General features: G+C 59.7%; 10 protein-coding genes. 6 read left to right on the plus strand and 4 right to left on the minus strand.

Annotated features, from left to right (window positions below; translation table 11 throughout):
- The first annotated feature begins 44 nt into the window (after positions 1-44).
- Entirely contained in the window at positions 45-1,286 is a 1,242-nt protein-coding gene (gene pepT / locus DQG13_RS15800) for a peptidase T (RefSeq protein ID WP_113020749.1), read from the plus strand.
- A 69-nt stretch (positions 1,287-1,355) separates the two neighbouring features.
- Here the strand turns inward: pepT and DQG13_RS15805 are convergent, their stop codons facing one another.
- Positions 1,356-1,961, minus strand: a complete 606-nt coding sequence (locus tag DQG13_RS15805) for a class I SAM-dependent methyltransferase (protein WP_113020750.1) — start codon at positions 1,959-1,961, stop codon at positions 1,356-1,358.
- An 82-nt stretch (positions 1,962-2,043) separates the two neighbouring features.
- On the opposite strand from DQG13_RS15805, the gene mscL reads away from it, so the two are divergent.
- Positions 2,044-2,433, plus strand: a complete 390-nt coding sequence (gene mscL / locus DQG13_RS15810; RefSeq protein ID WP_113020751.1) for a large-conductance mechanosensitive channel protein MscL — start codon at positions 2,044-2,046, stop codon at positions 2,431-2,433.
- Positions 2,434-2,626: 193 nt separating this feature from the next.
- Here mscL and DQG13_RS15815 read toward each other — a convergent pair whose 3' ends face one another.
- Complete coding sequence (locus tag DQG13_RS15815; RefSeq protein ID WP_113020752.1) at positions 2,627-2,920, minus strand: putative quinol monooxygenase; 294 nt, start codon at positions 2,918-2,920, stop codon at positions 2,627-2,629.
- A gap of 278 nt (positions 2,921-3,198) precedes the next feature.
- Here DQG13_RS15815 and DQG13_RS15820 point away from each other — a divergent pair, with 278 nt between their 5' ends.
- Genes DQG13_RS15820 through DQG13_RS15830 form a run of 3 tightly spaced genes read left to right on the plus strand, consistent with a single transcriptional unit; the run spans position 3,199 to position 7,728 of the window.
- Complete coding sequence (locus DQG13_RS15820) at positions 3,199-5,097, plus strand: PrkA family serine protein kinase (RefSeq protein ID WP_113020753.1); 1,899 nt, start codon at positions 3,199-3,201, stop codon at positions 5,095-5,097.
- Positions 5,098-5,127: 30 nt separating this feature from the next.
- The gene (yhbH, locus tag DQG13_RS15825) at positions 5,128-6,408 is read left to right on the plus strand and encodes a sporulation protein YhbH (protein ID WP_113020754.1); all 1,281 of its coding nucleotides are present in this window, start codon (positions 5,128-5,130) and stop codon (positions 6,406-6,408) included.
- 60 nt (positions 6,409-6,468) lie between these two features.
- A complete protein-coding gene (locus DQG13_RS15830; protein WP_113020755.1) occupies positions 6,469-7,728 on the plus strand; it encodes a SpoVR family protein in 1,260 nt (419 codons plus the stop codon).
- 280 nt (positions 7,729-8,008) lie between these two features.
- Here DQG13_RS15830 and DQG13_RS15835 read toward each other — a convergent pair whose 3' ends face one another.
- On the minus strand, positions 8,009-11,389 hold the full coding sequence (locus DQG13_RS15835) for a tetratricopeptide repeat protein (protein WP_113020756.1): 3,381 nt from the start codon (positions 11,387-11,389) through the stop codon (positions 8,009-8,011).
- A gap of 194 nt (positions 11,390-11,583) precedes the next feature.
- On the opposite strand from DQG13_RS15835, the gene DQG13_RS15840 reads away from it, so the two are divergent.
- Positions 11,584-12,471: an AraC family transcriptional regulator gene (locus DQG13_RS15840; RefSeq protein WP_258525695.1), complete on the plus strand. Its 888-nt coding sequence runs from the start codon at positions 11,584-11,586 to the stop codon at positions 12,469-12,471.
- A gap of 63 nt (positions 12,472-12,534) precedes the next feature.
- On the opposite strand, the gene DQG13_RS15845 is transcribed toward DQG13_RS15840, so the two are convergent.
- On the minus strand, positions 12,535-13,173 hold the full coding sequence (locus tag DQG13_RS15845; protein WP_113020758.1) for a ThuA domain-containing protein: 639 nt from the start codon (positions 13,171-13,173) through the stop codon (positions 12,535-12,537).
- Between the last annotated feature and the right edge of the window lie 21 nt (positions 13,174-13,194).

A 13,194-nucleotide genomic window follows, 5' to 3' on the forward strand; every position in this document is an offset into this window, starting at 1 on the left:
AGCCAATAAGGCTTGACCACCCTACTCAAGGAGCTTGATTTCCGATGAAAAATGAACTCGTCCAGCGTTTCACCTCCTACGTGAAGGTAGATACCCAATCCAACGAGCATAACGATACCTGCCCCTCCACGGAAGGACAATGGGCGCTGGCCCACAAGCTGGCGGAGGAGCTGAAGCAGCTGGGCATGACCGAGGTTACAGTCGATGAGCATGCCTACGTCATGGCTACCCTGCCGGCCAATACGGACAAAACCGCTGTGCCGGTCATCGGCTTTTTGGCCCATATGGATACCGCGCAGGATTACAGCGGGGCCAATGTGAACCCGCAGCTGATCGAGAACTACAACGGCCAGGACATTGTGCTGAACGCCGCCCAGGGCACGATTCTGTCGGTATCCGCCTACCCGGAGCTGGCGGACTACAAGGGCCAAACCCTGATTACCACCGACGGCACAACCCTCCTGGGCGCCGACGACAAAGCGGGCATTGCCGAAATCATGACGGCCATGGCTTATCTGATCGCCCATCCGGAGATTCCCCACGGAAAAATTCGGGTAGCCTTCACTCCCGATGAGGAAATCGGCCGGGGCGCCCACAAGTTTAATGTAGCGGCCTTCGGCGCGGCTTTTGCCTATACCTTGGACGGCGGACCCTTGGGCGAGCTGGAGTATGAGAGCTTCAACGCCGCTGCCGCCACAGTCACCTTCAAGGGGATTGTGGTCCATCCCGGCACCGCCAAGGGCAAGATGGTGAACTCGGCCAAGGTGGCCATGGAGTTCAACAGCCGGCTGCCCAAGGAGGAAGCCCCCGAATTTACTGAAGGTTACGAGGGCTTTTACTACCTGCAATCCATTCAAGGCAACGTGGACACCACTACCATGCGCTATATGATCCGCGACTTCGACAAGGAAAACTTTATCGCCCGCAAGAACCGGATTGTGGAAATTGCCCGGGAGCTGGAGGCGGAATACGGCCCCGGCAGCGTCAAGGTGGAGATCAAGGACCAATATTACAACATGCGGGAGAAAATCGAGCCGGTGAAGGAAATTGTGGACGTCGCCCATCAGGCCATGGTCAACCTGGGCATCAAACCCATCGTCAAGCCCATCCGCGGCGGCACCGACGGCTCCCAGCTCTCCTACATGGGCTTGCCTACGCCCAATATCTTTGCCGGCGGACATAATTTCCACGGCAAATACGAGTATGTATCGGTGGACAGCATGCTGAAGGCCACCCAGACAATCGTTGAAATCGCCCGCCTGTTTGAAGAAAAAGCCGAAGCGTAAAGCAGAAGCTCGAAGATAACTACGACAAAGAGGCGCTGCGGAAGCAGTGCCTTTTTCCATAGGGAAAGCTTACGGCCGGGCCCAAATCAGGCTGCCCATGCCCAGCCAGCAGCGCTCCATCCCCTCCACCCTCAAACCCGCCTCTTGCACCAAAGCGGCAATATCCCGGGTGTGGTGGCAGCCCGCCATCCGGTACAGAAGCGGGTCGGCCGCTTTTTGCAGAAGCGACAGCATACGGTTGGTGCTCTTGCCGTGCTCCAGAAGGAGAATCCGGCCCGTGGGCCTGCACCACCGGCGCATCTGCTGCAATACAGCCAACGGATGCTCATAAGCGCATAGGGAGAGAGTGGAGATTACCGTGTCAAAGCCTTGCTCCGGAAACAGAGCCGGCATATGCTCGATATCGCCGCAGACAAACTGCGCCTCCAGGCGGCAGCGGGCCGCAGCCCTTCTGGCTTGCTCCAGCATACCGCCGCTGAAATCCACCGCTGTCACCCGGACCCCCGGCGGATAATACGGGAAGTTGGCTCCTGCCCCCACCGCCAGCTCCAGCACCTGGCCTTCGGCCGCTTCCAGCAGACGCCGCCTCCAGTCGATCAGGATGGCAGCCTCCCGCTTCACCGCATAGGCCCTGGCTTGTTTATCGAATTTTTCCGGCTTTGGCCGTTGCACCATGACCTTCACCTCTCTCTGGTCCCGAAACTGGACAGGTATGTTATAATAAATCCAATTTATGAATACAGGAGGTTTTTTGCCCATGTGGAAAGAATTCAAGGCCTTTGCATTAAAGGGAAATGTCCTGGATCTGGCGATAGCCGTCATTATCGGCGCCGCCTTCGGAAAAATTGTTTCGTCGCTGGTCAATGACATCATTATGCCGCTGGTGGGATTATTGATCGGAGGCGTCAAGCTGGACGGGCTCCAGTATCAGTATGGCGATGCCGTGCTGAAGTACGGCATATTCCTGCAATCAGTAGTGGACTTCTTCATTATCGCCGCTTCCCTCTTCTTTGTCATCAAGCTGGCAAGCAAGCTGAAGCGCAAGGAGGAAATCAAGGCCGCCGAGCCTCCCGCTCCCAGCGCGGAAGTGGTGCTGCTGACGGAAATCCGCGATGCGCTGCGGAAGAACGGCAGCTCTGCCGGCTAACTGTTAAGGGCAGATACGGCAGCTTCAATCCGCATGGGCTTCCGTCGCGCCAAACCAAACCCGCTTCACACGACGAACCTGCGCCAAAAAGCCTGGCACACCGGAAGCATTCGTTCCCGGAGCCAGGCTTTTTTTGCGAAAATGCTGTGCCCTGCGCATTTTCATTCGGGGGATTGGTTGTTGTGACACTCGCTTATATTTCCCGCTCCACCAGCAGGCGCTTCACTTGCGCCGGTTTGGCAAAGCAGCCGCCTGCCTCGGCGAAGAAACCGGTAAAGTGCGGGGTGCTGTTATGGAAGTCAATGGCCGCCATATCCTTCCACTCCTCCACCACAATGAAGGTTTCCGGCTCATCGGTTTGGCGGAACAGGTTGTAGCTGATATTGCCCTCCTCCGCCTGGGAGCCGGCTACCAGCGCCTTGGATTTCTCCAGGAATGCCTCTACGCATTCCGGTTTGACATACAAACGGGCATGAATGATAATCACAGGCCATCTCTCCTTTTTAACAACCTTTATTCCTTCTCATCCTACTCCCTTTTGCCCGGCCAAGCTGTGACCATTATTCGAACACAGAAAAAAACTTGTTAATTTTCTGAATATTCTTATTTGTCTGATAATTAAAATTGTTGTAGAATAGGAGTTATAACCCTTACCCCATCGCCGTTTTTCCAGTTTCCAGCACATGCATCTTGGTTTCCGGCAGAGATTCCGCAATGGGGTCTTTGTGTTCTTCACATTCTACTATCATGAAGGAGGAGCCGTCTATGCCGTTCTTGGACAAGCTGTCCCATTACCGGGAAAAGGAACATCAGCTGCATTGGGAAGGCACGTTTATGGATTACCTGGACATGGTCAGGGAACGGCCGGAGATTGCCGGGCTCGCCCATGACCGGATTTACCGGATGATTGAAGCCGCCGGAGTCGAGGACAAGGGAGACGGCCGCCGGGAGTACAAGTTCTTCAGCTCCCAATTGTACGGGTTGGAGGATGATTTGCAAACCCTGGTGGAGGAATACTTCCGCCCGGCCGCCCAGCGCCTGGATGTGCGCAAGCGGCTTCTCTTGCTCATGGGCCCCGTCAGCGGAGGCAAATCCACCCTTCTGGCGCTGCTCAAGGAGGGCATGGAGAAGTTCTCCCGGACGGATGCCGGGGCGGTCTATGCCATCAAGGGCTGCCCGATGCAGGAGGAGCCCCTTCACCTGATTCCCCACGAGCTGCGGGAGGAATTCCAGGCGGAGTACGGCGTGCGGATCGAGGGCGACCTGTGCCCCGTCTGCCGCATGCGCCTGGATTTGGAATATGGCGGCCGGGCTGAGGGAATGCCCGTCACACGGGTGCTGTTCTCCGAGGCCAAACGGACCGGCATCGGCACCTTCGCCCCCTCGGACCCCAAGTCCCAGGATATCGCCGACCTTACGGGCAGCATTGACTTTTCCACCATCTCCCAATACGGCTCCGAGTCCGACCCGCGGGCGTACCGCTTCGACGGCGAGCTGAACAAAGCCAACCGGGGCCTGATGGAATTTCAGGAAATGCTCAAGTGCGACGAGAAGTTCCTCTGGAATCTTCTCTCCCTGACCCAGGAGGGCAACTTTAAGGCCGGGCGCTTCGCCCTGATTTCCGCCGACGAGCTGATTGTCGCCCATACCAACGAGACCGAGTACCGGTCTTTTATCGCCAATAAAAAGAACGAAGCCCTCCACTCCCGGATGATTGTCATGCGCATTCCCTACAACCTGAAGGCCAGCCAGGAGGAGCGGATTTACGACAAGCTGATCAAGCAGTCCAATATAAAGGGCGTCCATATTGCCCCCGGGGCCCTCAAAACCGCAGCCGTGTTCAGCGTTCTGTCCCGGTTGAAGGAACCGAAGAAGCCCGGCATGGACCTGATGAAAAAGCTGTACCTCTACGACGGCCAGGAGGTGGACGGCGCCAAAGGCGGAGACGCCGCCGAGCTGCGCAAGGAATTCACCGACGAAGGCATGTCCGGGGTGGACCCCCGGTACGTGATCAACCGGATTTCCAGCGCCTTGATTAAAGGGGACAAGCCCTGCCTGAACTCCCTGGATGTGCTGAAATCCATGAAGGAGGGACTGGACCAGCATGCCTCCATCTCCCGGGAGGAGCGGGAACGGCTCCTGAACCTGATCACCATGGCCCGGGCGGAGTATGACCACCACGCCAAAACCGAGGTGCAGCGGGCCTTTGTCTACTCCTTCGAGGATTCGGCCCACACCCTCATGAACAACTATCTGGACAATGTGGAGTCCTACTGCAACGGCTTCAAGCTGAAGGACCCCATTACCGAGGAGGAGCGGGACCCGGACGAAAAGCTGATGCGCTCCATTGAGGAGCAGATCGGGATTTCGGAAAACCAGAAGAAGGCTTTCCGGGAGGAAATCCTGATCAAAATCTCCTCCCTGGCCCGCCGTGGCCAGAAATTCGGGTATTCCTCCCACGAAAAGCTGAAGGAGGCCATCGAAAGGAAGCTTTTCGAGGACCTGAAGGACGTCGTGAAAATCACTACCTCAGCGAAAAATCCCGATGAGGGCCAGTTGAAGCGGATCAACGAGGTGTCTGCCCGGCTGATGGACCAGCATGGCTACTGCCCGTCCTGCGCCAACGAACTGCTGAAGTATGTGGGCAGCCTGTTGAACCGGTAATCACATCATCAATAAGGAGGGATCAGATCCATGCAAAAGCCGCTGTTCGTGCTGTCCCGGGATGATTGGTCGCTCCACCGGAAGGGGGAACGGGACCAGGAAAGACATGCCCGCAAGGTGAAGGAGGCCATCCGCAAAAATTTGAAGGAGCTGGTCAGTGAGGAAGCGATCATTACCTCCCAGGGAGAGCGGATTGTGAAGGTGCCCATCCGGGAAATGGATGAGCCCCGGTTCCGCTACGATTACGGCAGAGAGCAGCGTGTAGGCCAAGGCAACGGAGGCACCAAGGCCGGAGATGTGATCGGCCGGGCCTCCCCTAATGGCCAGCAGCCCGGCCAGGGTCAAGAGGGCCAGCCGGGGGAGCAGCCCGGCGTGGACTACTACGAGGCCGAGGTCACCGTGGACGAGCTGGCGGAGCTGATCTTCGAGGACTTGCAGCTGCCTCGCCTGCAGCGGAAGAGTGAAGCGGATATGTCCATTGACGATATCCGCTTCAATGACATCCGCAAGAAGGGCATGATGGGCAATATCGACAAACGCCGGACGCTGCTGGAGTCTCTGAAGCGCCGGAGCCTGGCCGGGGGCGGCGGCGCGGGCAACGGCTATGGCGAAGGAGCGGCGGCAGCCTGGAGCGCAGATGCCGGCGGGGCCGGCTTGTCCCCGGAAGCCGGGGCTTCCTTCAGCAGCGGCCCGTCCGGCTGGTCCGGCACCGGGCAAGCCGGGCTCATCAAGAACGAGGACATGCGCTTCAAAACCTGGGAGGACATCAGGAAGCCCCAGAGCAATGCGGTGGTGCTGGCCATGATGGATACCTCCGGGTCCATGGGCAGCTTCGAGAAGTATATTGCCCGCAGCTTCTACTTCTGGATGGTGCGGTTTCTGCGCACCCGCTATGAACGGGTGGAGGTATGCTTTCTCGCCCATGATACCGAGGCCAAGCAGGTGTCGGAGGAGGCCTTCTTCACCAAGGGGGAAAGCGGCGGCACCCGCTGCTCCTCCGTTTACTCTCTGGCGTTGGACCTGCTTGCCCGGGAGTATCCCGTATCGGCCTACAACGCCTATGCCTTTCATTTTACCGACGGGGATAACATTGATTCGGACAACGCCCTGTCTGTGGAGCTGGTCAAGCAGCTCCTCCTGCGCACCAATCTCATGGGCTACGGGGAAATCCGCCGTTATATGAGGGCCAGCCGGCTGTGGGACAGCCTCTCCGCTGTCCGGCATGAGGCATTCACCACCTCCGTGCTGCAGGAAAAGGGCGATGTGTACCGGACGCTGAAGCAATTTTTCGGAGAGCATGCCGTCAGCTGAAGGCCTTAAGGAGAACACGAGAATAACCGGGAAGCGGAAATTGTGAAGGGAGGGAGCATCATGAACCACGCGGAGGCGGAAGCGCTGGAGCGGGCCATTGAATCAATTACCGGCATGGCTGTGGAGGCGGGTCTGGATTTTTTTACCATGCGCTATGAGGTTTGCCCCGCCGAAACACTGTACTCCATCGGGGCCTACGGCATGCCCACCCGGTTCACTCACTGGAGCTTCGGCAAAACCTACCACCGGATGAAATCCGAATATGATTACGGGCTAAGCCGGATTTATGAGCTGGTCATCAACTCCGACCCCTGCTATGCCTTTCTTTTGGACCATAACACGCTCCTGCAAAACAAGCTGATTGTCGCCCATGTGCTGGCGCATAGCGATTTTTTCAAAAACAACGCCATGTTTAAGGGGACGGACCGGCGGATGGTGGAACGGATGGCCGTGTTTGCCCGGCGGATGCGGGACTTCGAGCAAGAATTCGGCAGCGATGCGGTAGAAGAGACGCTGGATGCGGGACTGGCCATCCATGAGCATGTGGACCCCCACACCCGCTTCGGAGCCAAGGGCGGCTTCCGGGAAACGGAGGGCGGCGCCAAGGATGTCATCGGCTTTATCGCCGGAGAGAGCCGGAATCTGGCTGACTGGCAGCGGGAGGTGCTCTATATGCTGCGGGAGGAGATGCTGTACTTCTGGCCGCAGCTGGAGACGAAGATCATGAACGAGGGCTGGGCCACCTTCTGGCATTTGCGGCTGGTGCGGCAGCTGGAGCTGACGGGTGCGGAGATTATGGATTTTGCCAAAATGAACGCAGGTGTGGTCCAGCCGGGAACGGGCAGTCTGAACCCCTACTATCTGGGGGTCAAAATGCTGGAATATATCGAGCGGCACAAGGGGCTGGAGGCGCTTTTCGAAATCCGGGAGACGGAGTCGGACGTATCCTTCATCCGCAACTATCTGGACAAGACGCTGGTGGAGGAAATGGATCTGTTCCTGTTCGGCCAAAAGGACGATCTCTATGTGGTCACCTCCAAGGACGTGGAGGAGGTGAAGATGAGCTTGATCCGCCAGCGCACCAACGGGGGTTTCCCCTATGTGACCGCCATGGACGCCGATCACGGCGGCCGCGGGGAGCTGCTGCTGCTTCACCGCTACGATGGGCTGGAGCTGGACCGCAAATATGTGGACCGGACCCTGCCCCTGATCCACCGCCTGTGGGGCAAGCCGGTCCACCTGGAAACCAGGGACAAGGAAAACCGGAGGTTGGTCTACAGCTTTGACGGGGATAAGGTGCAGACCGGCTTAGCGGGATAAGCGCCTGAGGGCATTAGACAGCGGCGGCCTATGCTCCGGTTTATACGGACACACGTTCCGTTATTTCGCGAAAAACCGGTGTTTTCTCCTCCACGCGGACAGAGAATCCGTTATGGTGGGCAAAACAAGCGGTTTGGACGCTTGGGAAAGCAAATAACGCATCCTGTGTCCGTGAAATCCACAAAACCGCATATAGTTGGACAATAGCGGATCGTTGGTCCGCATAGCTGCCGCTTCTTTGCTAAGCAAACAGCCAGCCCCTATTGGGACTGGCTGTTTGCTATTGGCCGGAGGGCAGGAACAGGCGGGCGGCATGGGCCGGCTCCAGCTCCAGCGCCTGCCGCAGCTCCGCCGCTGCCGCCTCCGGTTGGCCCAGGCCCAGATAGCCCAGGCCCAGATAGCCCAGGCCCATCATAAAGCGGCAGTGGATCAGATTGCGCCGGTCCAGATCGTCATCGAAGACCAGGAAGTCCGGCAGGGAAACGGCAAAATAGTCGATTTGGACCTCATCGGCCAGATGCTCCTGCCCGTACTCCACCAGACGGCGGAAGCGGGCGGCGCTTTCCTCGGCGCGGCCCAGCCTGGCCAGGGCCAGCCCCTGGTAGTAGATCATCTCCGGCGGCTGGTCGTTGTAGAACATGGCCCCGGCCGGTTCGGCAATGCCCAGGGAAGCCAGCCCGAATTGCCGGGCAGCTTCGCCGGGCTGCTCCAACGCCTGATGGCACAGCCCCAGATAATAGTGAATGTGGTTATCCATGGTCCCCGCCAGCTTGCCCTCGCCCAGGTTCTCCGGGTAGACCAAGGCCCGCTCCAGCGCGGCCTTGGCTTCGGCTGCGTTGCCTCCGCCCAAGCGCTTTTTTGCAATCTCCAACAGTGCCAGCACATATTGGCCGGGGGCTTTACCCTCGCCGCCCTCCCAGGGATGGAAGCGGCGGGAGGACAGCAGCTCCAGCGCCTCCTCATGCTGCCCGAGGAGATTCAGGAGCGTCACCAGTTCCACATACATATCGTCCCGAAGCCGCACCAGCGGCATATGGTCCTGCAGCCGCTTAAGCCGCTCCTCCGGCGCCGTGCCCAGCTTCTTGTGCAGCTGGTCCAGCTCGAAGAGCACCCGGGCGTCGGCGGGATTGAGCCGGAACGCCTCCTCCAGGGAGGCCAGGGCCTCCAACCGGCGGCCCAGCTTGTTGTAATAAGCCAGCGCCAGGTTCCGGTGGACGGTAGGGAAGGCGGAGTCGGCCTGCCGCGACCGCTCCCAGCACGCCACCGCCTCCATATGGCGCTTCCGGTCGTAGTAGAGGCAGCCGAGGTAATAGGCGGCCCGGGCATCCTCCGGCGCTGCCGCCAGGGCGGCCTCCAACACCTCCTGCTCGAAGGGGGTGTTGGGGAAGCAGTAGTCGGCGGGAGCGGCCGCCGCCAGAGCCAGCTCCGCAGCCGCGGCGGCCGGATCGCCGCTCTGGCGGTACAGCCAGGCCAGAGCGTAGTGGGCCATGGGGTAGCGGCTCACGCCATCGGCGGGGACATACAGGCGCAGCGCCAGGATGGCCTCCGCCCACAGGCCGCAGTCGGCGTAATCCGCCGCCAGGGCCAGGTAATTATGCGGCTCCCCGCGCATGAAGCCGCGCAGCTCCTCTGCCGCCGCAGCCGCTCCGGCGGCGTCCGTCTCCAGCAGCGCCAGCTCGTGCCTGGCGCCGAAATCGGCGGTATCCGCCGCCAGCGTCTCCGCGGCGGATACCGCTGCCTCCTCCAGCCGCCCCAGCTTGCGCAGCAGGGCGGTACGGACGAGCCGCGCCTGGAAATGGCGGCTGTTGCGCAGAAGCGCCCGCTCGGCCAGCTCCAGCGCCTCCTCGCCCTGCCCCCGGCGGCAGGCGATCTGGGCCAGGGCGAAGTAGCCGCTGTCCTGCCAGGCGGCATTCCAGACCGCCTTGTAGAAGGCGTTCCACGCCCCGTCCAGCTTGCCCTGCCGCTTCAGGGCCATGCCCAGGTGGAACAGGGCCTCGCCGTCGGCGGGGTTGGGATTGTGGCGGGTGGAGGTCTCTACGGCCCGGCGCAGATACCGCTCCGCCTTGGCATACTCTCCCCGCCGCAGGAGCAGGAGCCCGTAGCCCAGGTTCAGCCGGATATCCGCCGGAGCGCGGCGCAGCCCCTCCAGGTAATATGGCTCCGGCTCCCGGGTGGCATGGCGGTACTGCTCCAGATGCAGCGCAGCCAAGTACAAGGCCTCGACGGTTTCCAGCTCCTCCGGCGCACCGATGGGCTTGGCCGGCTCCGGCAGCTCCTCCTCTGCGGCCGGAGCGGGTTTGTACCGGAGAAGCAGCTCGTCCTCCGCCGTCCGCACCGCCACCGTCACATGGGAGAGGGCCACACCCTCCGGCAGCGTTACCTCCCGGCGGAGCGTCTCCGTCGGAGACAAGTCCGCCCGCTCCGACAGATAAACCTGCCCGTCCTCTCCGGTCAGGGTCACACAGGCTCCGGGAAAACGGGAGGTGGCATAAACCTGCACCATTGCTCCCGCTTCCACGTCTGCCCCTGTCTCCGCTTCCCGCAGCTCCAGGCTCACCGCCACATCCAGGTTGGCCTCCCGGACCACCCCGATCTCTTTGTACGGCATAAAATATTGCTTGAACGTCTTCTCCTCATACGGCGCCAGCCAGGAAAAATCCGGCTGGTTATCCGTGTACACGCCGGTCATCAGCTCAATGTACGGCCCGTCCTCATCTGTCAGATTGCGGTCCCAGGCCCGGCCAAAATCCCCGTTGCCCCAGGTCCATTGCTTTTTGCCCGGAGAAATATGGTGGTTGGCAATATGAAGAATACCCGCCTGCTTCCCGTGGTCGTACCCGCCCACAAAATCATGCTCCGACCGATAGGCCATATAGGAGGTGGGTACAGGAATATTTTTGTACCGGGAAATGTCCACCCCTGCGGAATAATCCATCTTGTAATAGATGCCGTCGGCAATGGGAAAACGGGACACATCCCGCTTGCCATGGTCCATCACCGCATGGACATCCGGCGGAAACACGGACTGGGTATGGTCGTTGACGGCCACCGCCGGGTTGGCCCACCACAGGAAGGTCTGGGGCAGGCTGGTCCGGTTGTAGAGCTTGCCGTGGATTTCCAGATACGCCTTGCCGGGGTACAGGGTAAAACCAGCCTCTCCTTTGGTGCCGTACATGCGGTCAATCTCGCTGCACCAGACGGTGGCGCTGCCGTCATCATTCGCGGCAAGCCGGTATTCCACCGGACCGAAGGTGTTGGGCCGGTGATGCTGCGGCCAGTTGAATTCAATGCCGCCGGAAATCCACGGTCCGGTCAGCCCCACCAGCGCAGGCTTGATGACCCGGTTATAATAAACGAAGTCATAGTTGTTGGTTTTGTCCAACGCCCGGTAGATGCGCCCGCCCAGCTCCGGCATCACGGCGATCAGCAGATATTCGTTCTCCAGATAGACCAGCCGGTACGGGCGGTCCTCCTTGTTATCCTCAATCCGGTCAATAACCGGGTGGGGATAGACCTTCCCCGAGCTGCCCTGATAAATCCGCTTCTCCAAAAACATCGGGTTCCGGTCCGGCTCCCCCGTTCCATAGGTGGGAATATAGACCGTTTCCTCCCAAATTCTCACCGCCTTCTCCTGCCCTGTTCTCTTCTTTTGCTGCTCCATGCCCATTCTCCCTCCCATAAGGCTGCACCGGCATCTCCGGCGCTGATGATACCCCCAGTCTATCCCGCCGCCCCTTCCAAGCCAATGCATCATGTAAGGATTAGGATGGATCATATCCGGTTTTGCCAAACCAATAATCCCTTGTATTGACAAGCGCGGAAGCCAACGATCATAATAATCTTATGAAAACCGACGTGATTCAAAAAAAGGAAGGCTTCGCCTCCCAGAAGCTGATTGTGATTCCTCCGGCCTTCCTGGAGGAGCATGGGGAGCATCCCCTGATCCGGTCCCTGTACGCCACCGATATCGGCTATTTTCCCAAGGCCCGCTACCATAACCGCACCCGGCCGGAAGGCTGCGGGGCTTATATTGTGATGCTTTGCGAGGAGGGCTCCGGCTGGTACCGCATCGGCGGCGGCAAGACCCAAACCGTGGAGCGGGGACAGCTGTTTGTCCTGCCGCCCGATATGGAACATGCCTACGGGGCGTCCGCGGAGAATCCGTGGAGCATCTACTGGGTCCATGTGATGGGAAGCGATGCCCCCGCTTTTTTCACGGCTGCCGATTCCGGCGCCGGCGGCAATCCCGTGCAGGTGGGCTACGAGAAGGCGGTGAAGCTGGCCGGGCTGTTCAATGAATGCACCGATATTTTGCTGAAGGGGATTACGGCAGACCACATGGTTTACGTCTCCCAAACACTGCGGCATTTGCTGGGAGTAGCCTGTTTTCTACACGGCGGCCTGCAGCCGGGAAGCGAACGGGGGCAGCTGATTGAGGAAACGGTGCAGCTGATGAACGACCGGGTCGGCTCCACCCTGACCCTGAAGGAGCTGGCGGAGGCGGCGCGGCTGTCGGTGCCCCACTATGTGCAGCTTTTTAAGACAAGAACAGGGTACACGCCCATTGACTTTTATCTGAGGCTGAAAATCCAGCGGGCCTGCCAGTATCTGGACATGACAGATTTGACCCTGAAGCAGATTGCCGGGCAGGTGGGGTTCTCCGACCCGTATTATTTCTCCCGCATGTTCCGGAAAATGATGGACATGTCCCCCTCCGATTACCGCAAAACCAAAAAAGGCTGAGCCCTGAAAATCAAGGGCCCGGCCTTTTTTATAATCTGTCTTCCTCCGTTTCTGATCCTGCGCCTACAGCTTGTCCGCCGCCCACAGGGCCGCTTTCCGCACCCACAGGGAATACGCCTCATGCTGGAAGGAGGGCAGATGATGCCCCGGCGCCAGCACAGCTACCCGGCCCAAGCCGTAAGGGCGGGTCCATGCGGCAGGATGGTCCTGGCCCTCATGCCGGTAGGTCATCAGCACCTGAGCCTTGGCCAGCGGGTCCAGATCATAGCGGTACGGCTCCTCGTCCATGGTGAAGCCCGGCAGACCTGCCGACAGGGGATGGGAGGCTCCCGCCTCCGTCACTTGAAACTCCAGCCCGGTATACGGCGGATGTCCCGTGAAATACCCGCCGGCCAGCTGGGCCAGCTCGGGAGCCGCTTGCAGGCTCATGCCGTTATGCAGCACCAATAGCCCGCCTCCCTGGGCAACATAAGCAAGGAGCCCGGCGATTTCCTCCGGGGCCGCCGGTGTCTTCCAGCTGTCCGTATAGGAGACAACCAGCTCATAATTCCCTATGCGCTCCTTGCGCAGGCCGGCGGTTCCTTCCTCGGCGGTTACATGAAACTCATCCCCCCAAATGGCGGTCAGCCGCTCCTGCACCGCTCCCAGCGGATGATACGGCGCAGATTCCTGATGTCCAACAAGCAATGTGCGAATGGGCATTGATTTGTCTCTCCTCTCGTT

This window comes from Paenibacillus sp. YN15 (assembly GCF_003285005.1).
Lineage (GTDB): Bacteria > Bacillota > Bacilli > Paenibacillales > NBRC-103111 > Paenibacillus_AR.